The 25,479-nt window shown below is 56.6% G+C and carries 24 protein-coding genes and 1 tRNA gene; 16 read left to right on the top strand and 9 right to left on the bottom strand.

Annotation, left to right across the window (positions count from 1 at the left end):
• The first annotated feature begins 5 nt into the window (after positions 1-5).
• The 5 genes from ubiI to K5E19_RS15565 all read left to right on the top strand — a co-directional run bounded on the left by ubiI (position 6) and on the right by K5E19_RS15565 (position 6,928).
• A complete protein-coding gene (ubiI, locus tag K5E19_RS15585) occupies positions 6-1,208 on the top strand; it encodes an FAD-dependent 2-octaprenylphenol hydroxylase (RefSeq protein WP_221552013.1) in 1,203 nt (400 codons plus the stop codon).
• Positions 1,209-1,605: 397 nt separating this feature from the next.
• A complete protein-coding gene (gene gcvT, locus K5E19_RS15580; RefSeq protein ID WP_032640695.1) occupies positions 1,606-2,700 on the top strand; it encodes a glycine cleavage system aminomethyltransferase GcvT in 1,095 nt (364 codons plus the stop codon).
• A gap of 23 nt (positions 2,701-2,723) precedes the next feature.
• Entirely contained in the window at positions 2,724-3,113 is a 390-nt protein-coding gene (gene gcvH / locus K5E19_RS15575; protein ID WP_008499718.1) for a glycine cleavage system protein GcvH, read from the top strand.
• A gap of 124 nt (positions 3,114-3,237) precedes the next feature.
• Positions 3,238-6,111, top strand: coding sequence for an aminomethyl-transferring glycine dehydrogenase (gene gcvP, locus K5E19_RS15570; RefSeq protein ID WP_221552011.1), 2,874 nt, complete (start codon positions 3,238-3,240; stop codon positions 6,109-6,111).
• A gap of 73 nt (positions 6,112-6,184) precedes the next feature.
• Positions 6,185-6,928: an SDR family oxidoreductase gene (locus K5E19_RS15565; RefSeq protein ID WP_221552010.1), complete on the top strand. Its 744-nt coding sequence runs from the start codon at positions 6,185-6,187 to the stop codon at positions 6,926-6,928.
• Between the two features lie 3 nt (positions 6,929-6,931).
• Here the strand turns inward: K5E19_RS15565 and K5E19_RS15560 are convergent, their stop codons facing one another.
• The 6 genes from K5E19_RS15560 to K5E19_RS15535 all read right to left on the bottom strand — a co-directional run bounded on the left by K5E19_RS15560 (position 6,932) and on the right by K5E19_RS15535 (position 12,850).
• Positions 6,932-7,408, bottom strand: coding sequence for a protein disulfide oxidoreductase (locus tag K5E19_RS15560; protein ID WP_260411823.1), 477 nt, complete (start codon positions 7,406-7,408; stop codon positions 6,932-6,934).
• 13 nt (positions 7,409-7,421) lie between these two features.
• Entirely contained in the window at positions 7,422-8,024 is a 603-nt protein-coding gene (locus K5E19_RS15555) for a DsbA family protein (protein ID WP_221552008.1), read from the bottom strand.
• Between the two features lies 1 nt (position 8,025).
• Positions 8,026-10,035: a protein-disulfide reductase DsbD gene (locus tag K5E19_RS15550; RefSeq protein ID WP_221552007.1), complete on the bottom strand. Its 2,010-nt coding sequence runs from the start codon at positions 10,033-10,035 to the stop codon at positions 8,026-8,028.
• 48 nt (positions 10,036-10,083) lie between these two features.
• Positions 10,084-10,443 carry a copper resistance protein gene (locus tag K5E19_RS15545; protein WP_221552006.1) on the bottom strand — a complete coding sequence of 120 codons (360 nt, stop codon included), beginning with the start codon at positions 10,441-10,443 and terminating at the stop codon, positions 10,084-10,086.
• Positions 10,444-10,568: 125 nt separating this feature from the next.
• Positions 10,569-12,002, bottom strand: coding sequence for a 6-phospho-beta-glucosidase BglA (gene bglA / locus K5E19_RS15540; RefSeq protein ID WP_221552005.1), 1,434 nt, complete (start codon positions 12,000-12,002; stop codon positions 10,569-10,571).
• Between the two features lie 116 nt (positions 12,003-12,118).
• The gene (locus tag K5E19_RS15535) at positions 12,119-12,850 is read right to left on the bottom strand and encodes a MurR/RpiR family transcriptional regulator (protein ID WP_221552023.1); all 732 of its coding nucleotides are present in this window, start codon (positions 12,848-12,850) and stop codon (positions 12,119-12,121) included.
• 266 nt (positions 12,851-13,116) lie between these two features.
• Here K5E19_RS15535 and trhA point away from each other — a divergent pair, with 266 nt between their 5' ends.
• Entirely contained in the window at positions 13,117-13,776 is a 660-nt protein-coding gene (gene trhA, locus K5E19_RS15530) for a PAQR family membrane homeostasis protein TrhA (RefSeq protein WP_003863433.1), read from the top strand.
• Between the two features lie 84 nt (positions 13,777-13,860).
• Here the strand turns inward: trhA and ygfZ are convergent, their stop codons facing one another.
• Positions 13,861-14,841 (bottom strand): tRNA-modifying protein YgfZ, encoded by a 981-nt coding sequence (gene ygfZ, locus K5E19_RS15525; RefSeq protein WP_221552004.1) that lies wholly within the window; start codon positions 14,839-14,841, stop codon positions 13,861-13,863.
• A gap of 294 nt (positions 14,842-15,135) precedes the next feature.
• On the opposite strand from ygfZ, the gene sdhE reads away from it, so the two are divergent.
• Both sdhE and K5E19_RS15515 read left to right on the top strand, forming a co-directional pair.
• On the top strand, positions 15,136-15,402 hold the full coding sequence (gene sdhE, locus K5E19_RS15520) for an FAD assembly factor SdhE (RefSeq protein ID WP_010435322.1): 267 nt from the start codon (positions 15,136-15,138) through the stop codon (positions 15,400-15,402).
• Positions 15,383-15,793 (top strand): protein YgfX, encoded by a 411-nt coding sequence (locus K5E19_RS15515; protein WP_010435320.1) that lies wholly within the window; start codon positions 15,383-15,385, stop codon positions 15,791-15,793. The genes sdhE and K5E19_RS15515 overlap by 20 nt, the downstream gene beginning before the upstream one ends.
• Before the next feature lie 7 nt (positions 15,794-15,800).
• On the opposite strand, the gene fldB is transcribed toward K5E19_RS15515, so the two are convergent.
• Entirely contained in the window at positions 15,801-16,322 is a 522-nt protein-coding gene (fldB, locus tag K5E19_RS15510; RefSeq protein WP_042716099.1) for a flavodoxin FldB, read from the bottom strand.
• 101 nt (positions 16,323-16,423) lie between these two features.
• On the opposite strand from fldB, the gene xerD reads away from it, so the two are divergent.
• The 5 genes from xerD (at position 16,424) to lysS (ending at position 22,516) form a co-directional block, all read left to right on the top strand.
• A complete protein-coding gene (xerD, locus tag K5E19_RS15505) occupies positions 16,424-17,320 on the top strand; it encodes a site-specific tyrosine recombinase XerD (protein ID WP_221552003.1) in 897 nt (298 codons plus the stop codon).
• 28 nt (positions 17,321-17,348) lie between these two features.
• Positions 17,349-18,062: a bifunctional protein-disulfide isomerase/oxidoreductase DsbC gene (dsbC, locus tag K5E19_RS15500; protein WP_010435313.1), complete on the top strand. Its 714-nt coding sequence runs from the start codon at positions 17,349-17,351 to the stop codon at positions 18,060-18,062.
• A 5-nt stretch (positions 18,063-18,067) separates the two neighbouring features.
• Complete coding sequence (gene recJ / locus K5E19_RS15495) at positions 18,068-19,801, top strand: single-stranded-DNA-specific exonuclease RecJ (RefSeq protein WP_221552001.1); 1,734 nt, start codon at positions 18,068-18,070, stop codon at positions 19,799-19,801.
• Between the two features lie 89 nt (positions 19,802-19,890).
• Positions 19,891-20,989, top strand: a protein-coding gene (gene prfB / locus K5E19_RS15490) for a peptide chain release factor 2 (RefSeq protein WP_100166356.1) whose coding sequence is annotated in 2 segments (ribosomal slippage) — positions 19,891-19,965 and positions 19,967-20,989 — 1,098 coding nt in all. Because the reading frame shifts where the segments join, the coding sequence is not laid out codon by codon here.
• 9 nt (positions 20,990-20,998) lie between these two features.
• The gene (gene lysS / locus K5E19_RS15485) at positions 20,999-22,516 is read left to right on the top strand and encodes a lysine--tRNA ligase (protein ID WP_010435299.1); all 1,518 of its coding nucleotides are present in this window, start codon (positions 20,999-21,001) and stop codon (positions 22,514-22,516) included.
• A 38-nt stretch (positions 22,517-22,554) separates the two neighbouring features.
• On the opposite strand, the gene idi is transcribed toward lysS, so the two are convergent.
• Entirely contained in the window at positions 22,555-23,097 is a 543-nt protein-coding gene (gene idi, locus K5E19_RS15480) for an isopentenyl-diphosphate Delta-isomerase (RefSeq protein ID WP_221551999.1), read from the bottom strand.
• A gap of 160 nt (positions 23,098-23,257) precedes the next feature.
• On the opposite strand from idi, the gene actS reads away from it, so the two are divergent.
• The 3 genes from actS (at position 23,258) to K5E19_RS15465 (ending at position 25,471) form a co-directional block, all read left to right on the top strand.
• Positions 23,258-23,983, top strand: a complete 726-nt coding sequence (actS, locus tag K5E19_RS15475) for an amidase activator ActS (protein WP_221551997.1) — start codon at positions 23,258-23,260, stop codon at positions 23,981-23,983.
• 80 nt (positions 23,984-24,063) lie between these two features.
• Positions 24,064-24,137 (top strand) — tRNA-Gly (locus K5E19_RS15470).
• Between the two features lie 164 nt (positions 24,138-24,301).
• Positions 24,302-25,471 carry a phage integrase central domain-containing protein gene (locus K5E19_RS15465; RefSeq protein WP_166465542.1) on the top strand — a complete coding sequence of 390 codons (1,170 nt, stop codon included), beginning with the start codon at positions 24,302-24,304 and terminating at the stop codon, positions 25,469-25,471.
• The last annotated feature ends 8 nt before the right edge of the window (positions 25,472-25,479 follow it).

Raw genomic sequence — 25,479 nt, 5'->3', positions numbered from 1 at the left:
TCACCGTGCAAAATGTTGATGTCGCCATCGTTGGCGGCGGTATGGTCGGGCTGGCGCTGGCCTGCGGTTTACAGGGCAGCGGCCTTCGCGTGGCGGTGCTGGAGCAAAAGCAGCCTCAGCCCGTTGCACCAGATGCCCCGCCGGAACTCCGCGTCTCGGCGATCAATGCCGCCAGCGAGAAATTGCTGACGCACCTTGGCGTCTGGGCAGATATTGTGGCGCAGCGCGCCAGTTGCTATCACGGTATGGAAGTGTGGGATAAAGACAGCTTTGGTCATATTGCTTTTGATGATGAAAGCATGGGCTATAGCCATCTGGGTCACATCATCGAAAACGCGGTGATCCACCACGCGCTGTGGCAGAAAGCGCAGCAGTGCAGTGACGTGACGCTGGTTGCACCCGCGCAGGTCCAGCAGGTGGCGTGGGGCGAAAATGAGGCGTTTCTCACCTTACAAAGCGGCGACATGCTCACCGCGCGTCTGGTGGTCGGTGCTGACGGCGCAAACTCCTGGCTGCGCAACAAAGCCGATATCCCGCTGACCTTCTGGGATTACCGCCATCATGCGATGGTGGCAACGATCCGTACCGAAGAGCCGCACGGCGGCGTGGCGCGGCAGATTTTCCACAACGACGGCATTCTGGCGTTCCTGCCGCTTGCCGATCCGCACCTGTGCTCGATTGTCTGGTCCCTGGTGCCGGAGAAAGCCCAGCTGATGCAAGAGGCGACGCCGGACGCCTTTAACCAGGCACTTTGCGTGGCGTTTGATAACCGCCTTGGCCTGTGCACGCTTGAAAGCGAGCGTCAGGTGTTTCCGTTAACCGGCCGCTACGCGCGTCAGTTTGCCGCGCACCGTCTGGCGCTGGTGGGGGATGCGGCGCATACCATCCATCCGCTGGCCGGGCAGGGCGTCAACCTTGGCTTTATGGACGCGGCGGAGCTGGTTGAGGAGCTGCGTCGCCTGCATCGAGAAGGCAAAGATATCGGTCAGCATCTCTATCTGCGCCGCTACGAGCGCAGCCGCAAGCACAGTGCGGCGATGATGCTGGCGGGCATGCAGGGCTTCCGCGAGCTGTTTGCCGGAGCCAATCCGGCGAAAAAACTGCTGCGCGATATTGGTCTTAAACTGGCCGATACGCTTCCTGGCGTCAAACCTCAACTTCTCCGTCAGGCGATGGGTCTTAACGACCTGCCGGACTGGCTACGTTAATTTAGACCCCCGTCACACTTTATTTTCCCGGCCTCTGCGCCGGGGAAATCCCCTCGTTTGAAATATTCTAATTTCACGTCATTTTTCGCATTAGAAAATCTAATCTGCGAGATTTTATGTTACGGAAATTCGGCCCGTTTTTCCGCACGAAATATCACCATGTGCTAAATCCTGTTAGATCATTGTTAATTTTGTGCGGGGTTAATCGCATTTTTCCAGTGAATAACTCTGTAGGCTTTTCAGCGTTTTTTGGTCATAAGCTAATGTGATGACCCGTTTTACCTTATGGTTAACCGCCGGTTTCGGTGGTAAGTTCAGGTAAAAGAGAACGTTTGCGTCGGCATTCGGGAACGAGGCCGATACCGGGTTTCACGGTGAATTTTTCAACGAGGACAAGATGGCTCAACAGACTCCTTTGTACGAACAACACGTGTTATGCGGCGCCCGCATGGTGGACTTCCACGGCTGGATGATGCCGCTGCACTACGGCTCGCAGATTGATGAGCACCACGCGGTGCGCACCGATGCCGGTATGTTCGACGTGTCCCACATGACGATTGTCGATCTGCGCGGTAGCCGCACCCGGGAGTTCTTGCGTTATCTGCTGGCAAACGACGTCGCCAAACTGAAGACGCCGGGTAAAGCGCTCTATACCGGCATGCTGAATGCCTCGGGCGGCGTGATTGATGACCTTATCGTCTATTACTTCACTGAAGATTTCTTCCGCCTCGTTGTAAACTCCGCCACCCGCGAAAAAGACCTCTCCTGGATCACCCAACACGCCGAACCTTATGCCATCGACATCACCGTTCGTGACGATCTGTCGCTGATCGCCGTGCAGGGGCCGAACGCGCAGGCGAAAGCCGCGTCTCTGTTTACCGACGAGCAGCGCAAAGCAACCGAAGGTATGAAGCCGTTCTTCGGCGTGCAGGCGGGCGATCTGTTTATCGCGACCACCGGCTACACCGGTGAAGCGGGCTACGAAATTGCCATGCCAAACGAGAAGGCCGCTGATTTCTGGCGCGCGCTGGTGGAAGCGGGCGTGAAGCCTGCGGGTCTGGGCGCGCGCGATACGCTGCGTCTGGAAGCGGGGATGAACCTCTACGGTCAGGAGATGGACGAAGGCGTCTCTCCGCTGGCCGCCAACATGGGCTGGACCATCGCATGGGAACCGGCTGACCGTGATTTTATCGGCCGTGAAGCGCTGGAGATGCAGCGCGAGAAGGGCACTGAACAGCTGGTTGGTCTGGTGATGACGGAAAAAGGCGTGCTGCGCGGTGAACTGCCGGTGCGTTTTACCGATGCCGACGGCAATCATCGCGAAGGCGTGATCACCAGCGGTACCTTCTCCCCGACGCTGGGCTACAGTATTGCACTGGCACGCGTGCCGGCGGGCATTGGCGAAACGGCGGTAGTGCAAATCCGCAATCGCGAAATGCCGGTCAACGTGACCAAACCGATTTTTGTTCGCGCCGGTAAGCCGGTCGCCTAATCATTTTTATCAGGAGAACTTCAATGAGCAATGTGCCAGCAGAACTGAAATACAGCAAAGAACACGAGTGGCTGCGCAAAGAGGCGGACGGCACTTACACCGTAGGGATCACCGAGCACGCACAAGAGCTACTGGGCGACATGGTGTTTGTTGACCTGCCTGACGTGGGCACGACCGTTAGCGCGGGCGACGACTGCGCCGTAGCGGAGTCCGTAAAAGCGGCATCAGACATCTACGCTCCTGTGAGCGGCGAAATCGTTGCCGTCAACGACGCGCTGAGCGATTCGCCAGAGCTGGTGAACAGCGAGCCTTATGAAGGCGGCTGGATCTTCAAGATCAAAGCCAGCGACGAATCTCAGGTTGCCGCGCTGCTGGATGCGACCGCGTACGAAGCACTGTTAGAAGACGAGTAATTGTTTATCCCCCTCTCCCTCCGGGAGAGGGCAGGGGTGAGGGTGCCAGTCTTCCCCTCACCCTAACCCTCTCCCAGAGGGAGAGGGAACTTAAATTCACTGCACGTTTCAGGAACCATCGCTCATGACACAGACTTTAAGCCAGCTTGAAAACCGTGGCGCCTTCATTGAACGTCACATTGGGCCGGATGCTCAGCAACAGCAGGAGATGCTGAAGACAGTTGGCGCGGATTCATTAAACGCACTGATCGGCCAGATTGTGCCAAAAGACATCCAGCTTGCCACGCCGCCTCAGGTGGGGGAAGCCACTACGGAATTCGCCGCGCTGGCGGAGCTGAAGGCTATCGCAGGCCTGAACAAGCGCTATAAGTCTTACATTGGCATGGGCTACACCAACGTGCAGTTGCCGCCGGTTATCCTGCGCAACATGCTGGAAAACCCGGGCTGGTACACCGCTTACACCCCCTATCAGCCAGAAGTGTCTCAGGGCCGTCTGGAAGCGCTGCTGAACTTCCAGCAGGTGACGCTGGATCTGACCGGTATGGATATCGCCTCCGCTTCGCTGCTGGATGAAGCGACCGCTGCCGCCGAAGCAATGGCGATGGCCAAACGCGTGAGCAAGCTGAAAAATGCCAACCGCTTCTTCGTGGCGGCGGACGTGCATCCGCAGACGCTGGACGTGGTGCGTACCCGCGCAGAGACCTTCGGCTTTGACGTGATCGTCGACGACGCCGACAAAGTGCTTGATCACCAGGACGTTTTCGGCGTGCTGCTGCAGCAGGTAGGCACCACCGGTGAAGTTCACGACTACGGTACGCTGATTGCCGAGCTGAAATCCCGCAAAGTGGTTGTCAGCGTTGCCGCCGATTTTATGGCGCTGGTGCTGCTGACGGCGCCGGGCAAACAGGGCGCGGATATCGTATTCGGCTCGGCGCAACGCTTTGGCGTGCCGATGGGCTACGGCGGACCGCACGCGGCGTTCTTCGGCGCGAAAGATGAATTCAAACGCTCCATGCCTGGCCGCATTATCGGCGTCTCAAAAGATGCTGCCGGTAACACCGCGCTGCGCATGGCGATGCAGACCCGCGAGCAGCATATCCGCCGCGAGAAAGCGAACTCCAACATCTGTACCTCGCAGGTGCTGCTGGCAAACATCGCCAGCCTGTACGCCGTGTTCCACGGCCCGGCTGGCCTGAAGCGCATTGCCAGCCGCATTCACCGCCTGGCCGATATTCTGGCCTGCGGCCTGCAGCAGAAAGGCCTTAAGCTGCGCCACGCTCACTACTTCGACACCCTGTGTGTGGACGTGGCGGACAAAGCGGCGGTGCTGGCGCGCGCGAATGCGGCAGAGATCAACCTGCGCAGCGACATTCACAACGCCGTCGGCATTACGCTGGATGAAAGCACCACCCGCGACGATATCCTGAACCTGTTCAGCGTGTTGCTGGGCGACGCGCACGGTCTGGATATTGACGCGCTCGACAAAGAGGTCGCGCTCGACAGCCGCTCCATTCAGGAAAGCATGCTGCGTAACGACGCGATCCTGACCCATCCGGTCTTTAATCGCTATCACAGCGAAACCGAGATGATGCGCTACATGCACTCTCTGGAGCGCAAGGATCTGGCGCTGAACCAGGCGATGATCCCGCTGGGATCCTGCACCATGAAGCTGAACGCCGCGGCAGAGATGATCCCTATCACCTGGCCTGAATTCTCCGAGCTGCACCCGTTCTGCCCGCCAGAGCAGGCGGAAGGGTATCATATGATGATCAACCAGCTTTCCGACTGGCTGGTGAAGCTGACCGGTTACGACGCGCTCTGCATGCAGCCGAACTCCGGCGCGCAGGGCGAGTACGCGGGCCTGCTGGCGATCCGCCACTATCACGAAAGCCGCAACGAAGGTCATCGCGATATCTGCCTGATCCCAAGCTCCGCTCACGGTACCAACCCGGCCTCTGCCCAGATGGCGGGTATGGAAGTGGTGGTCGTTGCGTGCGACAAGAACGGCAACATCGATCTGTCCGACTTGCGTGCGAAAGCCGAGCAGGCGGGCGACAAGCTCTCCTGCATCATGGTGACCTACCCGTCCACCCACGGCGTGTACGAAGAGACCATCCGTGAAGTGTGCGAAGTGGTGCACCAGTTCGGCGGTCAGGTTTACCTCGACGGCGCAAACATGAACGCTCAGGTGGGTATTACCTCTCCGGGCTTTATCGGCGCGGACGTGTCGCACCTGAACCTGCACAAAACCTTCTGCATCCCGCACGGCGGTGGCGGCCCGGGCATGGGTCCTATCGGCGTGAAAGCGCACCTGGCACCGTTTGTGCCGGGCCACAGCGTGGTGCAGATTGAAGGCATGCTGACCCGTCAGGGCGCGGTCTCTGCGGCACCGTTCGGTAGCGCTTCTATCCTGCCAATCAGCTGGATGTACATCCGCATGATGGGCGCGGAAGGGCTGAAGCAGGCGAGCCAGGTGGCGATCCTCAACGCCAACTATATTGCGACTCGCCTGAAGTCTGCCTTCCCGGTGCTCTATACCGGCCGTGACGGTCGCGTGGCGCATGAGTGCATCCTCGACATTCGTCCGCTGAAAGAGCAGACCGGCATTAGCGAGCTGGATATCGCCAAGCGTCTGATCGACTACGGCTTCCACGCGCCAACCATGTCCTTCCCGGTTGCGGGTACGCTGATGGTGGAGCCAACGGAGTCTGAAAGCAAAGCCGAGCTGGACCGCTTTATCGACGCGATGCTCGCGATCCGCATGGAGATCGACCGCGTGCAGGACGGCGAGTGGACGCTGGAAGATAACCCGCTGGTCAACGCACCGCACACCCAGCACGAGATGGTGGCGGAGTGGAATCACGGTTATTCCCGTGAGCTGGCGGTCTTCCCGGCAGGCGTGGCAAACAAATACTGGCCGACCGTGAAGCGTCTTGATGACGTGTACGGCGACCGTAACCTGTTCTGCTCCTGCGTGCCGATGAGCGAATACCAGTAATAGTGCTTATGTAGTAACGTAGGCCGGGTAAGGCGAAGCCGCCACCCGGCTTTTTTTTATCTGGAGGTTGTGAATGGCAATTGCACTCGTCACCGGCGCGAGCCGGGGCATTGGTAAAGCCACTGCGCTGCAGTTGGCAAACGAAGGCTACACCGTGGCGGTGAATTTTCACCATAACATCAAGGCCGCGACGGACGTCATCAATCAGATTGTTGAGGCAGGCGGTAAAGCGTTTGCCGTGCGCGCGGATATCAGTGATGAAGCGCAGGTTATGGCGATGTTTGACAGTATCGATCGTGAAGGTGAGCCGCTGACGGCGCTGGTGAACAATGCGGGTATTCTGTTTGAGCAGTCGACCATCGAAAGTCTCTCAGCCGAGCGCATTAACCGCGTGCTGGCCACCAACGTCACGGGCTATTTTCTCTGCTGTCGGGAAGCGGTAAAGCGTATGTCGCTCAAGCATGGTGGTAAAGGAGGCGCGATAGTGAACGTCTCCTCCGCAGCCTCCCGTCTGGGCGCGCCGGGGGAATATGTGGATTACGCCGCATCCAAAGGTGCGGTGGACTCGCTGACGACGGGATTATCGCTGGAGGTGGCAGCGCAGGGCATTCGCGTTAACTGCGTACGCCCCGGGCTGATCTATACCGATATCCACGCCTCCGGCGGCGAGCCGGGGCGCGTGGATCGGGTGAAGTCTATGCTGCCCATGCAGCGCGGCGGCCAGCCGGAGGAAGTCGCTCAGGCCATTACCTGGCTGCTGAGCGACAAAGCCTCCTACGTGACCGGCAGCTTCCTGGAGCTGGCAGGCGGAAAGTAACGGTTACCGCGCCAGCCAGAGCCGCAGGCGCATGCCCCAACTGCTGGTCCAGCCGGTGGTGATCGACTTCACCTCTCCGTGAGAGATCACCACCAGCGTGGGTGTAACCTGCACGTCCCACTGGCGAGACAGGCTTCCGCTGGCGTCGTTGATCGTGGGTAATGCCAGCTTCTTCTTCACCAGCCATCTCTCCAGCGTGGCGTTATCACCGGAGCGCAGCGCAACCGACATCACGTTGCCGCCCTCTGCGGCAATCGCCGCTACGGACGGCGTAGTGTAGCGGCATACGCCACACCAGGTTGCCCAGACGTACACTAGCAGCGGACGCTCCTCACTCATGGCGATAAGGTCGACGGGCTGACCATCGAGCGTTTGCAGCGCGGCTGAGGCGAAATTCTGCGGCAGGGCGGGCTGGCGGAAATAATCCACCGCCAGGCTCACGGCAATGCCGATCAGCAGCCACATAGCCAGTTCGCGCATCAGGCGCGGGAGCTTACCGGCCACGGGCTTGCGTCAGCTGTTCTTTCACCAGCGCCTCCAGATCGTCATAAGGAATGGCTCCCGCGACCATCTGGTCGCCGATGATGGTCGCCGGGGTGCCCTGAATATTCAGCACCTGCGACAGGATCAGGTTCATCTTCAGAGAGTCCATGGTTTTATCCTCCGTCTTAATGCTGTCTGTTCCAGTTTTCACCTGCGCCGCGGCGATGCTGGCATCATCGTGATAGCCTTTTTTCATCATCAGCCTCTGGTGCAGTTCCCAGAATTTATCAGGCTGTTGCTGCCATACCGAAAGCGCCGCTTTTGCCGCATTCACCGAGCTTTGGCCCTTGAACGGTAACAGCTTAACGATGAGCTGCACGTCCGGGTTGTCATGCACGATTTTCTCCAGCATGGGGTCGAACTGCTTGCAGTAAGGGCAGTTGTAGTCAGTGAAAGAGACAATAATCAGCTTCGGCGCTTTCGCACCGGTACGCGGGCTATTGGGGTCGTTGAACAGCAGTTTAGCCAGCTGGTCACTGGACGCGTCATCCGACGGCGCGGCGACGCTGAACGTGGATAAAGACAGCAGAAGTAAAGCAATGAAGGCTCTCATGTTATTTTCCTTTCGCGTCGGACAGGGTGGTTAGCACCGCGTCGCGGCTTAATAACGCAGGCAGCACGTGGCCCTGCGGTAATCCCGGTCCGTAAATCTGGTTAAACGGCACGGCGGCGCTGCCACGCGTGGTTAAGAACTGACTAATGCTGGCGGAAGGGCGGCTCCAGTCTCCGCGCAGGGCGACAATATCCGGTGCGGAAAGCGCATCCTGCACGTCGTCGCGCAGCAATACGTTGTATTTATTGGCTTTACAGGTCACGCACCAGTCGGCGGTCACGTCGACAAACACCCGCTTGTTGTCTTCCAGTGCGCGGGCAATCGCCCCTTCGCTCAGCGGCTGCCAGTTCACCCGATCGCGACGGCCATTCTCCCCGCCGGGGGCAGTAACAAACGCCACGGCGGCGGCAATGACCAGGGCAAAGGCACCGGCCCGCAGCGCGGTTTGCCAGCGGTAGCGCCAGGCGGTCACCAGCAGCAGGATGAGGATCAGCGTCACACCGAGCGTGATGACGGGCAGCGTGCCGATATGCACCACCAGCAGGCTCAGCAGCCACAGGGACGAGCCGAGCATCATCAATCCCAATACCACCCGCACCACGTTCATCCAGCGCCCCGGACGCGGCAGCCTCTGTGCCAGTCCCGGCCAGGCTGCCACCAGCAGCCAGGGAAGGCTCATGCCGACGCCCATCGCAAAGAAGATGCCCCACAGCAGCGGGAGCGGTGCCGCCAGCGCAACTGACACGGCAGTACCCAGGAACGGCGCGGTGCAGGGCGTTGCCAGAAGGGTGGCAAATGCGCCTTGCCAGAAATGGCCCGCGAGCCCGTTGCCGCCGCGCGTGGCGAGAAAGGTGCTGGCAGAGGAAGGGAGGCGGATCTCAAATAATCCCAGCAGGCTGGCGCTGAACAGCACCATCACCAGCGCCATCGCCGCGATAAACCACGGGTTCTGGAACTGGATCCCCCAGCCGAGCGCCTGATTTCCTAAACGCAGCACCGTCATCATTAGCGCCAGCGCGAGGAACGAGATTACGATCCCGCCTACCGAGGCAATAAACTGCCTGCGTATCTGGCCGCGCGCCTGACGTTCGGTTTGCATCAGCGTGCCGAGCTTCATCGCCAGCACGGGCAGCACGCAGGGCATGACGTTCAGGATCAGGCCGCCAGCCAGCGCCATCAGCAGTACCCAGCCTAACGGGAACGCTGGCGTAAGGGGGCCTTTCCCGATATTCAGACTGGACGCCTGCGCCTGGCCGCTATCCGCGAGAACGACCGACAGCGTTTTGCCGCTGATGTCAGGTGCAGCGTCGCCCCAGCTGTCCGTCACCGGGACGGTGGCGACAAGCGACCCACTGCGCACGGAAAAGGTTGGCTTGCCGAAATCAACATCGTCCATGCTGTCGACAAACAGCGAGGGCTGCTGCCAGCCTGCGTCACGTTGTGCCGTCACGGTCAGCTTGCCGGAGGCGTAGCTGGCGCTAAGCGCTGACGTCAATCCGCTGCTGAGCGGCAGCGTGCCCATCGCCCGGCTGTAATCGTAATCAAAGTCGCCGCCCGCGCGGGTCGTCAGATCCAGCGAGAACGGGTAGTCGGTGAGAATACAGACGTTGCTGCAGGTAGACAGCGTCAGCACGCCGCTCAGGGTTTTTGGCGACTCGCCACGCACCGTAATGGGAAAACTCACGTCGCCGTGATAACCCTGCGTGGTGATGCCAGCAACGTCGAAACGCTCGGGCGTAGGCCAGCGCCAGGTGGCATCAACCGGTTGATGCCAGCGAATGGCAGGGGCAACGCCCCCTTCTCCCGGCGAGCGCCAGTAGGTTTTCCACCTTTTTTCAAGGGCGACATCCAGCAGCAGGCGGGTATCGCCATTATTGTCAGGCTGCGCGCGCAGTCTGACGCTGGCGTGCTGATTATCGGCCGCACGTAGCCAGCCGCTGTCGGCGGCCTGGCTGAGGGGCAGCCATAGCCAAAGCAGGCAGACCAGCAGTCGCCTGAATACTGTAAACATAAATTTTCTCCGTAAATGATGAATTAACCTGATGTGTCAGGCGAATGCTCATTCACGGAAGACGCAGAGTCTTAGATGTACCCGTAATCGGGGCGGGGAGATAACGCGGGGAGGCCACAGCCGCTCGCGGCGCGGCGGATTGGCGGCCAGCAGCGCAAGAAGCAGGGTGACGGCAAAGAGAGCGCCTTCAAACAGTATTGGCGGAACGGCCATCAGCGATTTAGCGCTGAGTTCACAGGGCGTCACCGGTGCGTCGATGCTCTCCTGCCCCTGCTGGACAGACTGGCTTACGGCGGTGACGTTCATGACAAGCGCGTGCATCCCGGCCATCCGCTGAGCGGTGCATATCAGCACCACCAGACAGGCCAGGGCAACAAGCAGGATAGCGTTGCGTTGTCGTTTGATCATCTTTGCCTCAAATATTCACGAGGCTTATCTTATAGGGCGCAGGTTTTTTGGCAACGCTTAAGCTGTAAAGAAGTGTCTGGGGGATAAGAGGTTAGCCCTCTCCTGTGCGAGGAGAGGGCGATGTATTACAGCGTTTCGCCGTTGCTGGCGATAACAGTTTTATACCATTCAAAGCTCTTCTTACGGGAACGGGACATGTCGCCGGTGCCGTCGTCGTGCTTGTTCACGTAGATAAAGCCATAGCGCTTGCTGTACTGACCGGTGGTGAAGGAGACGCAGTCGATGCAGCCCCACGGGGTGTAGCCCATCAGATCCACGCCGTCGTACGTCACGGCCTTCTTCATCTCTTCCACGTGGGCGCGCAGGTAGTCGATGCGGTAGTCGTCGTTGATGCTGCCGTCTTCTTCCACTTTGTCGTAGGCGCCGAAGCCGTTTTCCACGATAAACAGCGGCTTCTGATAGCGCTCGTACAGTTCGCACAGCGCATAGCGCAGGCCAACCGGGTCAATCTGCCAGCCCCAGTCGGAGGCTTTGACGTGCGGGTTCGGCACGCTGCCTTCGAAGCCGGAAATCGCATCGCCGGTGCCGCCTTCCGCTTTGACCGCGTTGGTCATGTAGTAGCTGAACCCTAAATAGTCGCAGGTACCCTCGCGCAGTATCTGTTCGTCGCCTGCTTCCATCTTGATGGCGAAACCGCGGCGCTCCCACTCGTTCAGCACGTAGGACGGGTAATAGCCGCGCAGCTGGACGTCGGTAAAGACGTAGCGCTCGCGCATGGATTCCTGGGCGAACATCACGTCTTCTGGTTTGCAGGAGAACGGATAGAGAGCCACCATCGCCAGCATGCAGCCGACTTTCATCTCCGGGTTGATGCGACGGGCAGCTTTCACCGCCAGCGCGCTGGCCACAAACTGGTGGTGGAGCACCTGGTACATGGTCTCTTCCGGATTGTCGTGTTCGGTATAGACCACGCCGGAGCAGCAGTAGCCGAACAGCGGCGCGCGCCAGTTACGCTGGTTGTTGATTTCGTTGAAGGTCATCCAGTATTTGACCTTATTTTTGTAGCGCTCAAACACGACTTCAGAGAAGCGCACAAAGAAATCGACCACTTTGCGGTTGGTCCAGCCGCCGTACTCCTGCACCAGATGAAGCGGCATTTCGAAGTGGGAGAGGGTGATGACCGGCTCGATGTTGTACTTCAGCAGTTCGTCGAACATGTCGTCGTAGAACTGCAGCCCTTCCTCGTTGGGCTGGGTTTCGTCACCTTTCGGGAAGATGCGCGTCCAGGCGATGGAGGTACGGAAGCACCTGAAGCCCATTTCGGCAAACAGCTTGATGTCTTCTTTGTAGTGGCCGTGAAAATCAACGGCTTCGTGATTTGGGTAGTATTTACCCGGCACCACTTCCTGGGTGATTTCGCGCGGTACGCCGTGGGCGCCGCCGGTCAGCACGTCGCAAATACTCGGCCCTTTGCCGCCTTTATTCCAGCCGCCTTCAACCTGGTGAGCCGCAACCGCGCCGCCCCATAAAAAATCTTTCGGTAAGGTTAGTTTTTTCATCTTTGCTATTCTCAATTCAGGACTCATTGAAATCGAGTCTAGCAAAGCGAAATTAAATGTCACGATATAACAATTTGCGCGTAATGTGATTTGTCACACCAAAAAAACAGGGTGTTTTATTCTGCTAATTTCTTCGCCAGCTTACGCCCAAGTGATTCCAGAATATAGATGACGGGAATTTGGGTGGTAATATCGTACACGCCGGCAATACGCATTTGAGGTACATGCCAGGAGAGGTTAAAGTCCGCCAGCTTTGCCAGGCGAGAATGTTCGTGGCTGGTGATAGAGAGCACCTTGCAATGGTGCAGGCTGAACTGGCTGGCAAAGCGCAGGATCTCCTCGGTTTCACCCGAGACGGAGAGCACGATAGCCAGCGCATTTTTTGCCATATCATTGGTGACGGGAAAATAAGGATCGTCGATATGGTTGCTGAATTTTCCGATATTTGAAAAAAAGCGTGCGCCATATTTTGCCAGTGAACCGGATGTGCCCGCGCCGACAAATATAATGCGTTCCGAAGATAAAATAATATCTACTGCGTCATCTAATAAGGCATCAAACTCTTCATTGTTGACGCTTTTAAAGAAGCTGATAATTTCACTGGCACCAAAATTGGCCTGCTGCGGTTCATTTTGCTCTAAATAGAGCTTAAAGCGCACGCGGAATTCAGAGTAGCCCTCGCAGTTGAGCTTGCGGCAGAAGCGCAGGATAGTGGTGGTGGAGACGCCAGCCGCGTCCGCCAGTTCGCGGATGGTCATGTACATCACCTTGTCACGGTTTTTAATGACGTAGTTGTAGACCATCATCTCAAGATTGTTGAGACTGGCAACGGCGGAATGGGTGAACATACTCACGGTAGCAAAACTCTCATTCAGACAGCATTTTCTCATCATAACATGCCGTCAGACGGCATAACTCTATTTTATGCCCTTGATTCGTAATAACTAATTTTAAATGTGAGCAAATGTTAGGTGAGTTATTGTTTTAAGATGTTGATTTGTGTTGGTATTTTTCAAAACTGTAATTATTTTAGCTAACAGGTGTTCACTGGAATCATTCTCAGTTAGCATAGTCTGGCGATGAATAATCATCTTTTGTTTTCCCGGAGTTAAGTATGGTAAGCAGACCATTAATCGCACAGGGATATTCGCTGGCTGAGGAAGTAGCCAACAGCATAAGCCACGGCATTGGCCTGGTTTTTGGGATTGTCGGTTTAGTATTACTGCTGGTGCAGGCGGTGGACACCAACGCCAGCGCGATGGCGATTACAAGCTACAGCTTGTATGGCGGGAGTATGATCCTGCTCTTCCTGGCCTCGACGCTGTACCACGCTATTCCCCATCAACGGGCTAAGATCTGGCTCAAAAAATTTGACCACTGCGCTATCTACCTTCTTATCGCAGGCACCTACACGCCGTTTTTGCTGGTGGGATTAAACTCGCCGCTGTCGCGTGGCCTGATGATTGTTATCTGGAGCCTGGCCCTGCTGGGGATCCTGTTTAAGCTGACCATCGCACACCGTTTTAAGGTGCTGTCGCTGGTGACCTATCTGACGATGGGCTGGCTGTCGCTGATTGTGGTATATCAATTGGCGATTAAGCTGGCGGTTGGAGGCGTAACGCTTCTGGCGGTGGGCGGTGTGGTCTACTCGCTGGGCGTGATTTTCTACGTCTGCAAGCGCATTCCATATAACCACGCTATCTGGCACGGCTTTGTGCTGGGCGGCAGCGTGTGCCACTTCCTTGCGATTTATTTGTATGTGGGGCAGGTGTAGTTTGTTGTCGGGTGGCGGCTTCGCCCTACCCGACCTACGGGATCAGTAGGCCCGGTAAGCGCAGCGCCACCGGGCGATACAGCATCACTCTTCCAGTGAATACGGCAGCGGTTCAATGCTTAACGTATTGGCATCGTCCCGCACGCGGAACACGCTGTCGGCTTCCATATCGTTATTCATAACGACCTGCACCAGCAGACGACCATCATCCAGCTGAACGGCGGCGAGTACCGTGCCGGTACGGCGCCAGTTTTCACCCATTTTCAACTCTAAATCTTCACCGGCTTCCGGAACGCGGCTGGCGCGGCCCGCCAGAGTCCACAGGGCGCGTTTGTTAGCACCGCGGAATTTTGCACGAGCCACCATCTCCTGACCGGTGTAACAGCCTTTCTTAAAGCTGATTCCACCCAACGCCTGGATGTTTGTCGCCTGCGGAATAAACTGTGCGCTGTTCACCGCGTCAATGACGGGCAAACCCGCTTCGATGTTCAGCGCCAGCCACTGTTGGCTGTTGTTCAACTGCGCTTCACCGCGCAGGGCCTCGGTCACGCGCTCAGCAGTGGCAACATCCGTCACCAGCAGGAAACGCTCGGCAGGATGCTCAAACCATAAAATAGAGGTTTCACCTTCGCTGACCACCTGTTTTTCCGCATCCGGCAGTTCGCTGAACAGATTTTTGAGCGCTGCCCGCGCCTGGAAACCCGCCACACCCAGCAAAACATGCTCGTCGTCAGACGCGATGGTGACTTTGGAAAACACAGCATATTTTTTCAGTTCGGTAAGCTGGGCATCACGCAGGCTGCGGCGTTCAATTAAGGCAAACCCATCCTGGCGGCGGAACAGACGCAGATTGCTCCACATTTTCCCTTTTGGATCGCAGTGCGCCGCCAGCAGGTGCTGGTGTTCAGTCAGCTGCGCAACGTCTGCCGTCACCTGCCCCTGCAGGTATTTTTCGGCGTCGGCACCGGTAAGCGTCGCCAGCGCCCAGTCATCAAGAGTCATTAGCGTCAGCGGCAGACGCGCAGAGGCGGCGGGCTGGCGAGGAGTAAATGGAGTAAATGCCATAGTGATATCCTGAATTGCTTAACGCTTTGATAATGCCTAATGGTAAAAGAGACTACAGCCATTGCAAGCGCTTTCAGCACGCCATTCGTGCCATAACGCGGTTACGCGTAGCGTCACGCAAAATAATGTAATCTACTGTCTTTTGGAGGGTTATTCTGGAATCCGGCTCGGCGATTGCAATATTCCAGTAAAGAAACGGTCAAAAACACGTTACACTAGCATCTGTTCCCGGAAAGAAATAAAGAACACCTAACGGGATCCCGACTGTGCCAAACGTAATGCAGGAAACAGAACATGGATATTAACAACAAGGCCCGTATTCACTGGGCGTGCCGTCGCGGCATGCGCGAACTTGATATCTCCATCATGCCGTTCTTTGAATATGAGTATGACAGCTTAAGCGATGACGATAAGCGGCTGTTTGTTCGCCTTCTTGAGTCTGACGATCCGGATTTATTCAACTGGCTGATGAATCACGGCAAACCCGCCGACACCGAGTTGCAACGGATGGTGCAATTAATTCAAACACGGAATCGGGAACGTGGTCCTGTGGCAATCTGATCTTCGCGTCTCATGGCGCTCGCAGTGGATGTCGTTACTGCTCCACGGCCTGGTTGCGGCCTTTGTTTTGCTGATGCCGTGGCCGCTAAGCTATACGCCTCTGTGGTTATTGCTGCTGTCGTTTGTGGTCTTTGACAGCGTGCGCAGCCAGCGCCGGATCAACGCCCGTCAGGGTGAAATCAAACTGCTGATGGATTCCCGTCTGCGCTGGCAGGGGAAAGAGTGGGAGATCGTCGGTACGCCGTGGATGCTTAGCGTTGGCATGATGCTGAGACTGCGTCAGCCTGAAGGTGGTCGTCGCCAGCATTTGTGGCTGGCTGCCGACAGTATGGATGCTGCGGAGTGGCGAGATCTGCGCCGGATGATGTTACAGCAACCGACGCAGGACTAAGCTCGCGTTAGCTGAACTTCTCGGCCATTTCACCCAGAATCTGCTCGCACCAGTTTTCCAGGCGCTCGTCGCTGAGGTCATACTGGTTGGTTTCATCCAGTGCAAGCCCGACAAACAGCTGGCCATCCGCGATAATCGGTTTTTTGCTGGTGAACTCATAGCCTTCTGTTGGCCAGTAGCCGATAAACGTCGCGCCTTTGGGCGCCAGCTTATCGTGCAGCATGCCGAGCGCATCCAGGAACCACTCGCCGTAGCCTAGCTGGTCGCCCATGCCGTACATCGCAATGATTTTGCCGTCGAGGTTGAGCGAATCGAGCTGATCCCAGATGGCTTCCCAGTCTTCCTGTATTTCGCCAAAGTCCCAGGTCGGGATGCCGAGGATCAGCACGTCGTACTGTTCCATCAGCGCGACGGCGTCATCTTTCAGGTTATGCAACGTCACCAGTTCCGGGCCGATGATGTCGCGAATTTTTTCCGCTGCCATTTCGGTATAGCAGGTGCTGGAACCATAGAAAAGACCAATATTCATCGCGTAACGTTCTCAATTCTTACTATGACTTTGCGCGTAGTGTACCAGAAACCGATGGCAATCAGGCATAATGCCCGGATGGCAGAATCAAAGAGGTTGATGTGGAAAAGGATCTCGCACTCATCGAACAGTTTCTTGACGCGCTGTGGCTGGAGAAAAACCTGGCCGAAAACACGCTCAGTGCCTATCGGCGCGATCTCACCATGCTGGTGGAATGGCTGGCACACCGGGAATTGACGCTTGAGAGTGTCCAACACGATGACCTTCAGGCGCTGCTGGGCGAGCGGATGGACGGCGGCTACAAGGCCACCAGCTCCGCACGCCTGCTTAGCGCAATGCGTCGTCTGTTCCAGCATCTCTACCGTGAGAAGATCCGTGCGGACGATCCCAGTGCGCTGCTGGCATCGCCTAAACTTCCGCAGCGGCTGCCGAAAGATCTCAGTGAAGCGCAAGTTGAGAGATTATTACAGTCACCCGCTGTTGACCTGCCGCTGGAGTTACGCGATAAAGCGATGCTTGAACTATTGTATGCTACCGGCTTGCGCGTTTCAGAACTGGTTGGCTTGACAATGAGCGATATCAGCCTGCGTCAGGGCGTGGTTCGCGTGATAGGTAAAGGGAACAAAGAGCGGCTCGTCCCGCTGGGGGAAGAGGCGGTGTACTGGCTGGAGACGTATCTGGAGCACGGCAGACCGTGGCTTCTGAATGGCGTTTCTATCGATGTGCTGTTCCCAAGCCAGCGCGCGCAGCAGATGACGCGACAAACCTTCTGGCATCGCATCAAGCATTACGCCACACTGGCAGGCATTGACAGCGAAAAACTGTCGCCGCACGTTTTGCGTCATGCTTTCGCGACGCATCTGCTAAACCACGGCGCTGATTTGCGCGTGGTGCAGATGCTGTTGGGACACAGCGATCTCTCAACGACGCAAATTTATACCCATGTCGCGACGGAACGCCTGCGGCAGCTACACCAACAGCACCACCCACGCGCGTGAGTGCCGACGAATTGTTACAGGATTAAATATGAAAAAGTCTTTTGCGCTGTTCACCCTGCTGGCAGCCTCATTTACCGGTTTTGCTCATGCTGACGACGCCGCCATCAAACAGTCACTGACGAAACTGGGCGTCACCAGCAGCGACATTCAGCCCGCGCCCGTTGCGGGCATGAAAACCGTCTTAACCAACAGCGGTGTGCTGTACGTGACCGAAGACGGAAAGCACATCATTCAGGGGCCGATGTATGACGTGAGCGGCGCGCAGCCGGTTAACGTGACCAACCAGCTGCTGATGAAAAACCTGAACGCGCTTGAAAAAGAGATGATCGTTTATAAAGCGGCGCAGGAAAAACACGTGATTACCGTCTTCACCGACATCACCTGCGGCTACTGCCACAAGCTGCATGAAGAGATGAAAGACTACAACGCGCTGGGCATCACCGTGCGTTACCTGGCCTTCCCACGCGCAGGCGTGCAGAGCCAGCCAGAGCAGGACATGAAGGCTATCTGGTGTGCGAAAGACCGCAACAAGGCCTTTGATGATGCCATGAACGGCAAAGGCGTTAAGCCCGCTTCCTGCGACATTGATATCGCGAACCACTACGCGCTGGGCGTGCAGTTTGGCGTGACCGGTACGCCAGCCATCGTGCTGAGCAACGGCTACGTGGTGCCGGGCTATCAGGGACCAAAAGAGATGAAAGAGTTCCTCGACGCGCACCAGAAACAGACTGCGGGTAAATAATCCGCGTGAAAGCTCCGATAAAACTGCGCCGCCGCGAAGCGGCTGACACGGCTGATTTACCTGACGATCTTTCGCCGCTGCTGAAGCGGCTCTATGCCAGCCGCGGCGTGCAAACGGCGGCCGATCTTGAGCGTAGCGTCAAAGGTATGCTGCCCTGGCAGCAGCTGAGCGGCGTCGAAAAGGCCACTGACATGCTCTACAACGCGTTCCGGGAAGGGACGCGGATTGTGGTGGTGGGCGATTTCGATGCCGATGGCGCAACCAGTACCGCACTGAGCGTGCTCAGCCTGCGCGCGCTGGGCTGTGATAACGTTACCTATCTGGTGCCGAACCGCTTTGAAGACGGCTACGGCCTTAGCCCGGAAGTGGTCGATCAGGCTCACGCGCGCGGTGCGCAGATGATCCTGACCGTTGATAACGGGATCTCTTCCCATGCGGGTGTCGATCACGCGCATGCCCTGGGGATCCCGGTGCTGGTTACCGATCACCACCTTCCAGGTGAAACGCTGCCTGCAGCCGAAGCCATCATTAACCCCAACCTGCGCGACTGCGATTTCCCGTCGAAATCCCTTGCCGGTGTCGGCGTGGCGTTTTATCTGATGCTGGCGCTGCGAACGCTGCTGCGCGATAAGGGCTGGTTTGAGTCGCGCGGGATTGCCGTGCCGAACCTGGCGGAATATCTCGATCTGGTGGCGCTGGGTACCGTGGCGGACGTGGTGCCGCTCGATACCAACAACCGTATTTTGACCTGGCAGGGCTTAAGCCGCATTCGGGCGGGCAAGTGCCGCCCGGGAATTAAGGCGCTGCTGGAAATTTCAAACCGCGATCCGCTCAAGCTGGCGGCAAGCGATCTCGGCTTTGCCCTCGGGCCGCGTCTTAACGCTGCCGGAAGGCTGGACGATATGTCCGTCGGCGTCGCGCTGCTGCTGTGCGACAACATCGGCGAGGCGCGCGTGCTGGCGAACGAGCTGGACGCCCTGAACCAGACCCGTAAAGAGATCGAGCAGGGGATGCAGGCAGAAGCGCTGACCCTGTGTGAAAAGCTGGAGCGCAGCGGCGACACGCTGCCGGGCGGCCTGGCGATGTACCATCCCGAGTGGCATCAGGGCGTGGTCGGCATCCTGGCGTCGCGCATCAAAGAGCGCTTCCACCGCCCGGTGATTGCATTTGCCCCCGCGGGCGACGGCACGCTGAAAGGCTCCGGTCGTTCGATTCAGGGGCTGCACATGCGCGATGCGCTGGAGCGCCTGGATACGCTTTATCCGGGTCTGATGATCAAGTTTGGCGGTCACGCAATGGCGGCAGGCCTGTCGCTGGAAGAGGCGAAGTTCGACGAGTTTCAACGGCTCTTTGGCGAACTGGTGACAGACTGGATTGACCCTGCGCTGTTGCAGGGCGAAGTGGTCTCCGACGGTGAACTTTCACCGGCTGAAATGACCATGGAGGTGGCCCAGATGCTGCGTGACGCGGGGCCGTGGGGGCAGATGTTCCCGGAGCCGCTGTTCGACGGCCGCTTCCGCCTGCTGCAACAGCGAATTGTTGGCGAACGTCACCTCAAAGTGATGGTTGAGCCAGCCGGTGGCGGCCCGCTGCTGGACGGCATCGCCTTCAACGTTGATACTTCCATTTGGCCGGACAACGGCGTGCGCGAGGTTGAGCTGGCCTATAAGCTTGATATCAACGAGTTTCGCGGCAACCGCTCCCTTCAGATCATCATCGACAATATCTGGCCAATTTAGCGTCAGTAAAGCTACAAAAAAGGGCGTGGATTCGGTACAATCCCGCTCTTATCACCGCATTTTGACAAGCCCATAAAAGAAAACAGACCATGTTTGAAATTAATCCGGTAAAAAACCGCATTCAGGACCTCACGGAGCGCTCTGACGTTCTTAGGGGGTATCTTTGACTACGATGCCAAGAAAGAGCGTCTTGAAGAAGTAAACGCCGAGCTGGAACAGCCGGACGTCTGGAACGAACCTGAACGCGCGCAGGCGCTGGGTAAAGAGCGTTCCTCTCTCGAAGCGATTGTCGATACCCTGGACCAAATGTCTCAGGGGCTGGAAGATGTCTCTGGTCTGTTGGAACTGGCTGTAGAAGCCGACGACGAAGAAACCTTTAACGAAGCTGTGGCAGAACTCGACGTTCTGGAAGAGAAGCTGGCACAGCTCGAATTCCGTCGTATGTTCTCCGGCGAATACGACAGCGCTGATTGCTACCTTGATATTCAGGCAGGTTCTGGCGGTACGGAAGCGCAGGACTGGGCCAGCATGCTGACGCGTATGTACCTGCGTTGGGCTGAAGCGCGCGGTTTCAAAACTGAAATTATCGAAGAGTCTGAAGGTGAAGTGGCGGGGCTGAAATCCGTGACCATCAAAATCATTGGTGATTACGCCTACGGCTGGCTGCGTACCGAAACCGGCGTTCACCGCCTGGTGCGTAAGAGCCCGTTCGACTCAGGCGGCCGTCGCCACACCTCCTTTAGCTCCGCGTTTGTCTACCCGGAAGTTGACGACGATATCGATATCGAAATTAACCCGGCCGACCTGCGTATTGACGTTTACCGCGCATCCGGCGCGGGTGGTCAGCACGTTAACCGTACGGAATCTGCGGTGCGTATTACCCACATTCCAACCGGGCTGGTAACGCAATGCCAGAACGACCGTTCCCAGCATAAGAACAAAGACCAGGCCATGAAGCAGATGAAAGCGAAGCTTTATGAGCTGGAAATGCAGAAGAAAAATGCTGAGAAACAGGCGATGGAAGACAACAAGTCCGACATCGGCTGGGGCAGCCAGATCCGTTCTTACGTCCTTGATGACTCCCGCATCAAAGACCTGCGTACCGGGGTTGAAACCCGTAACACGCAGGCGGTGCTGGACGGCAGCCTGGACCAATTTATCGAAGCAAGTTTGAAAGCAGGGTTATGAGGAACCAACATGTCTGAACAACAAGCACAGGGCGCTGACGCGGTAGTCGATCTTAACAACGAACTGAAAACCCGCCGCGAGAAGCTGGCAGCGCTGCGTGAGCAGGGCGTGCCGTTCCCGAACGATTTTCGTCGTGACCACACCTCAGACCAACTGCACGCAGACTTCGACGGTAAAGAGAACGAAGAGCTGGAAGCGCTGAACATCGAAGTGTCTGTGGCTGGCCGTATGATGACCCGTCGTATCATGGGTAAAGCGTCCTTCGTGACGCTGCAGGACGTTGGCGGCCGTATTCAGCTGTACGTTTCCCGTGACGACCTGCCGGAAGGCATCTACAACGAGCAGTTCAAGAAGTGGGACCTGGGCGATATCCTGGGCGCGAAAGGTAAGCTGTTCAAAACCAAGACCGGTGAACTCTCTATCCACTGCACCGAGCTGCGTCTGCTGACCAAAGCCCTGCGCCCGCTGCCGGACAAATTCCACGGCCTGCAGGATCAGGAAGCGCGCTACCGTCAGCGTTATCTGGACCTCATCTCTAACGATGAATCCCGCAAGACCTTCAAAATTCGCTCTCAGATCATGGCCGGTATCCGCCAGTTCATGGTCAACCGCGACTTTATGGAAGTAGAAACCCCGATGATGCAGGTGATCCCTGGCGGTGCGTCTGCGCGTCCGTTCATCACCCATCACAACGCCCTGGACCTGGACATGTACCTGCGTATCGCGCCGGAACTGTACCTGAAGCGTCTGGTGGTCGGTGGTTTCGACCGCGTGTTTGAAATCAACCGTAACTTCCGTAACGAAGGCATCTCCGTGCGTCATAACCCAGAGTTCACCATGATGGAACTCTATATGGCGTATGCGGATTACAAAGATCTGATCGAGCTGACCGAATCCCTGTTCCGCACCCTGGCGCAGGACATTCTGGGCACCACCGAAGTGCCTTACGGTGAAGAAGTCTTCGACTTCGGCAAGCCGTTCGTCAAGCTGACCATGCGCGAAGCGATCAAGAAATACCGTCCGGAAACCGAGATGGCCGATCTGGATAACTTCGACTCAGCGAAAGCCATCGCGGAAAGCATCGGTATCAAGGTTGAGAAGAGCTGGGGTCTGGGCCGCATCGTGACCGAGATCTTCGAAGAAGTGGCCGAAGCGCACCTGATTCAGCCGACCTTCATCACCGAATACCCGGCAGAAGTCTCTCCGCTGGCGCGTCGTAATGACGTGAACCCGGAAATCACTGACCGCTTCGAATTCTTTATCGGTGGCCGCGAAATCGGTAACGGCTTTAGCGAGCTGAACGATGCAGAAGATCAGGCGCAGCGCTTCCAGGATCAGGTTGATGCGAAAGCGGCAGGCGATGACGAAGCCATGTTCTTCGACGAAGACTATGTGACCGCGCTGGAACACGGCCTGCCGCCAACAGCAGGTCTGGGCATCGGTATCGACCGTATGGTGATGCTGTTCACCAACAGCCACACCATCCGTGACGTCATCCTGTTCCCGGCGATGCGTCCGGTGAAATAAGACGTTAAGATGTAAAAAAAGCCCCGAAAGGGGCTTTTTTATTGCACCGCGAAGGCTTTGAGTTTATCGCGGGCGGTTGTCGCTTCCATGACCATCCACGGGCTAAAGGCCCAGGGCGTCGCGTCCAGCGCGCGTAATAACGCGTCCAGCTCAACCCACTGATAGTCCATCACTTCATCTTCGTTTATCGTCACGTCATTGGTGATGCGGGCGGCAAATACCGGGCAAATTTCATTTTCCACGATCCCGGACGGGTCGGCTTCCCGATAGCGAAACTCGGGGGCCACGGCGGTGATATCGGCCAGTTCTGCGCCCACTTCAAAGCGGCAGCGGCGGATAATTGCCTGTTCCATCTCTTCGCCTGACTGAGGGTGGCCGCAGACCGAGTTGGTCCAGACGCCGGGCCAGGCTTTTTTGCTTAAGGCGCGTCGGGTAATCAGACATTCGCCGCGGGCATTAAAAAGCCAGGAAGAGAAGGCCAGATGCAGCGGGGTGTGCGAGGTGTGCGCGGCATATTTTTCCTGAGTGCCAATCACCTTTCCCTGGTCATTTACCAAAATAACGTGTTCTTGAATACTCATTGATGCTCCGGTACCAGATCAGCCGGATCATTATACGGCATTCTTATACGAACGGTTTGGCACCCGGAGCGGAAAAGGGCATGACCCCTGTTCGTTTTGGCTGCTATCATAGTGCGCCATTTACGCTGACCGAGGATCTGTTTTGTTTGCAGGAAGCCTGATGAGAAACCCCATCACTGCCATTTTTTGCCTGACGCTGACGCTATTTCTGGCGGGATGCTCGGGAAGCAAATCGTCGGATATGGGCAGCTATTCCGGTGCGGTCTACACCGTTAAGCGCGGGGATACCCTGTATCGCATTTCACGCGCAACGGGAACCAGCGTAAAGGATCTCGCGCGTCTGAATAACATCTCACCCCCCTATACCATTGAGGTGGGGCAGAAACTGAAGGTCAATGGCGGTTCCTCTTCAGCCAAAAAATTCTCCTCAAAAGGCAAAACGGCCAAAGTGACGCCGTCGTACCAGGTTCCGAAATCGTCCTGGCCGCCGGTCGGGCAGCGCTGCTGGATTTGGCCAGCCAGCGGTAAAGTTGTGGTGCCTTATTCACTTTCTGAGGGCGGTAACAAAGGCATTGATATTGCTGCTGCGCGCGGCACGCCGGTCTATGCCTCCGGCGCCGGGAAGGTGGTCTACGTCGGCAACCAGCTGCGTGGGTACGGGAATCTGATCATGATTAAGCACGGCGAAGATTACATCACCGCTTATGCTCACAACGACACGATGCTGGTCAATAACGGACAAAACGTGAAGGCGGGGCAAAAGATAGCCACCATGGGCAATACCGGGACGGACTCGGTGAAGCTGCATTTCCAGATTCGCTATAAGGCGACGGCCATCGATCCGCAGCGCTATCTTCCGGCGCAGGGCAGCAAACCGAAGTGCTAAGTGGTTATTTAATCGCCACTTAGTGGTGATGACACTTGTATGAAAAAGCGTAAGGTCTATAATGCCTTACGCACCTCAAAGCGGGCGTAGTTCAATGGTAGAACGAGAGCTTCCCAAGCTCTATACGAGGGTTCGATTCCCTTCGCCCGCTCCAAACTCAAGTCTCCTGAAGTCTACCAAACTCAATTTTCCCTTGATAAATCAGCAGTTATAGCATTCTATTAGTCTATTGAACTCAATTGTACTCCCCCAGGGTCAAGCTCAATGTGGGGGTATGGATGGGGGTATAATTGTACCCCCTGCTGAGAGGTACCCCCAATGAAGCTGACTGCTCGTCAGGTTGAAACTGCAAAACCTAAAGAGAAGCCCTACAAACTGGCCGATGGTGGTGGTCTTTACCTGCTGGTTAATCCCAACGGCAAAAGATACTGGCGTCTCAAATACCGTTCACTAGGTAAAGAGAAGCTGCTCGCTATTGGCGTTTACCCTGATGTTTCTTTAGCTGAAGCTCGAAGTAAGCGTGAGGATGCAAAAAGGACATTAGCGGCTGGCAACGATCCTTCTCTTGAACGGAAAATCAAGAAACTTAGTCGTCAACAAGACGCAGAAAATTCTTTTGAGGCTATCACGAGGGAGTGGTATCAGCGTCGCTATGACCGCTGGTCTGTCTCCTACCGCGAAGAAATGCTGAGAACCTTTGAAAAGGATGTGTTCCCTTATATCGGTCACCGGCCAATCAAAGATATCAAGCCGATGGAGTTGCTTGCAGTTCTTTCAAAGATAGAAGCTCGAGGGGCAACAGAGAAAGTCCGTAAGGTTCGCCAGCGTTGTGGAGAAGTCTGGAAGTATGCCGTTGTGACTGGCAGGGCCGAGTACAATCCGGCACCTGATCTAGCCAGTGCCGTGACTCCTCATGAAAAAGAGCACTATGCTTTTTTAACCCAGGATGAATTGCCAGAGTTTCTTCGGACTCTGAACACCTATGCCGGTAGTGTGCTTGTTAAGATTGCGATGCAATTACTTATTCTGACAGGAGTAAGGCCTGGGGAGTTGAGGCAAGCGGAGTGGCAGGAATTTGATTTTGAGAAAAAGGTTTGGAATGTACCAGCGGAACGCATGAAAATGCGTCGCCCTCATTTGGTTCCATTATCAAGTCAGGCTATTGACCTGCTTAATCAGCTTAAACCCATGACGGGAGCAGGAGCGTTGCTGTTCCCAGGACGTAATGATCCTAAGAAACCGTTGAGTGACATGGCATTGACTGTGTTGGTCAGGCGTATCGGCTATGCCGGGCGCGTTACAGGGCATGGATTCCGCCACACGATGAGTACCATTTTGCATGAGCAGGGATTCAACTCGGCCTGGATTGAGTTACAGCTGGCTCACGTTGATAAGAACTCAATTCGTGGGACGTATAACCACGCTCAATACCTGGAAGGGAGAAGGGAAATGATGCAGTGGTATAGTGATTATTTAAAACTGTTATGAATAATATT

Source organism: Enterobacter sp. RIT637 (assembly GCF_019718755.1).
Lineage (GTDB): Bacteria > Pseudomonadota > Gammaproteobacteria > Enterobacterales > Enterobacteriaceae > Enterobacter.
Note: the sequence above shows the minus strand (reverse complement) of the source record. Positions and strands in the feature narration are given on the sequence as shown.

Excerpts from the sequence above, each read along its gene's own strand:
- gcvT (WP_032640695.1), top strand. The coding sequence starts at position 1,606 with ATGGCTCAACAGACTCCTTTGTACGAACAACACGTGTTATGCGGCGCC.
- gcvH (WP_008499718.1), top strand. The coding sequence starts at position 2,724 with ATGAGCAATGTGCCAGCAGAACTGAAATACAGCAAAGAACACGAGTGG.
- gcvP (WP_221552011.1), top strand. The coding sequence starts at position 3,238 with ATGACACAGACTTTAAGCCAGCTTGAAAACCGTGGCGCCTTCATTGAA.
- K5E19_RS15565 (WP_221552010.1), top strand. The coding sequence starts at position 6,185 with ATGGCAATTGCACTCGTCACCGGCGCGAGCCGGGGCATTGGTAAAGCC.
- K5E19_RS15560 (WP_260411823.1), bottom strand. The coding sequence starts at position 7,408 with ATGCGCGAACTGGCTATGTGGCTGCTGATCGGCATTGCCGTGAGCCTG.
- K5E19_RS15555 (WP_221552008.1), bottom strand. The coding sequence starts at position 8,024 with ATGAGAGCCTTCATTGCTTTACTTCTGCTGTCTTTATCCACGTTCAGC.
- K5E19_RS15550 (WP_221552007.1), bottom strand. The coding sequence starts at position 10,035 with ATGTTTACAGTATTCAGGCGACTGCTGGTCTGCCTGCTTTGGCTATGG.
- K5E19_RS15545 (WP_221552006.1), bottom strand. The coding sequence starts at position 10,443 with ATGATCAAACGACAACGCAACGCTATCCTGCTTGTTGCCCTGGCCTGT.
- bglA (WP_221552005.1), bottom strand. The coding sequence starts at position 12,002 with ATGAAAAAACTAACCTTACCGAAAGATTTTTTATGGGGCGGCGCGGTT.
- K5E19_RS15535 (WP_221552023.1), bottom strand. The coding sequence starts at position 12,850 with ATGTTCACCCATTCCGCCGTTGCCAGTCTCAACAATCTTGAGATGATG.
- trhA (WP_003863433.1), top strand. The coding sequence starts at position 13,117 with ATGGTAAGCAGACCATTAATCGCACAGGGATATTCGCTGGCTGAGGAA.
- ygfZ (WP_221552004.1), bottom strand. The coding sequence starts at position 14,841 with ATGGCATTTACTCCATTTACTCCTCGCCAGCCCGCCGCCTCTGCGCGT.
- sdhE (WP_010435322.1), top strand. The coding sequence starts at position 15,136 with ATGGATATTAACAACAAGGCCCGTATTCACTGGGCGTGCCGTCGCGGC.
- fldB (WP_042716099.1), bottom strand. The coding sequence starts at position 16,322 with ATGAATATTGGTCTTTTCTATGGTTCCAGCACCTGCTATACCGAAATG.
- dsbC (WP_010435313.1), top strand. The coding sequence starts at position 17,349 with ATGAAAAAGTCTTTTGCGCTGTTCACCCTGCTGGCAGCCTCATTTACC.
- lysS (WP_010435299.1), top strand. The coding sequence starts at position 20,999 with ATGTCTGAACAACAAGCACAGGGCGCTGACGCGGTAGTCGATCTTAAC.
- idi (WP_221551999.1), bottom strand. The coding sequence starts at position 23,097 with ATGAGTATTCAAGAACACGTTATTTTGGTAAATGACCAGGGAAAGGTG.
- actS (WP_221551997.1), top strand. The coding sequence starts at position 23,258 with ATGAGAAACCCCATCACTGCCATTTTTTGCCTGACGCTGACGCTATTT.
- K5E19_RS15465 (WP_166465542.1), top strand. The coding sequence starts at position 24,302 with ATGAAGCTGACTGCTCGTCAGGTTGAAACTGCAAAACCTAAAGAGAAG.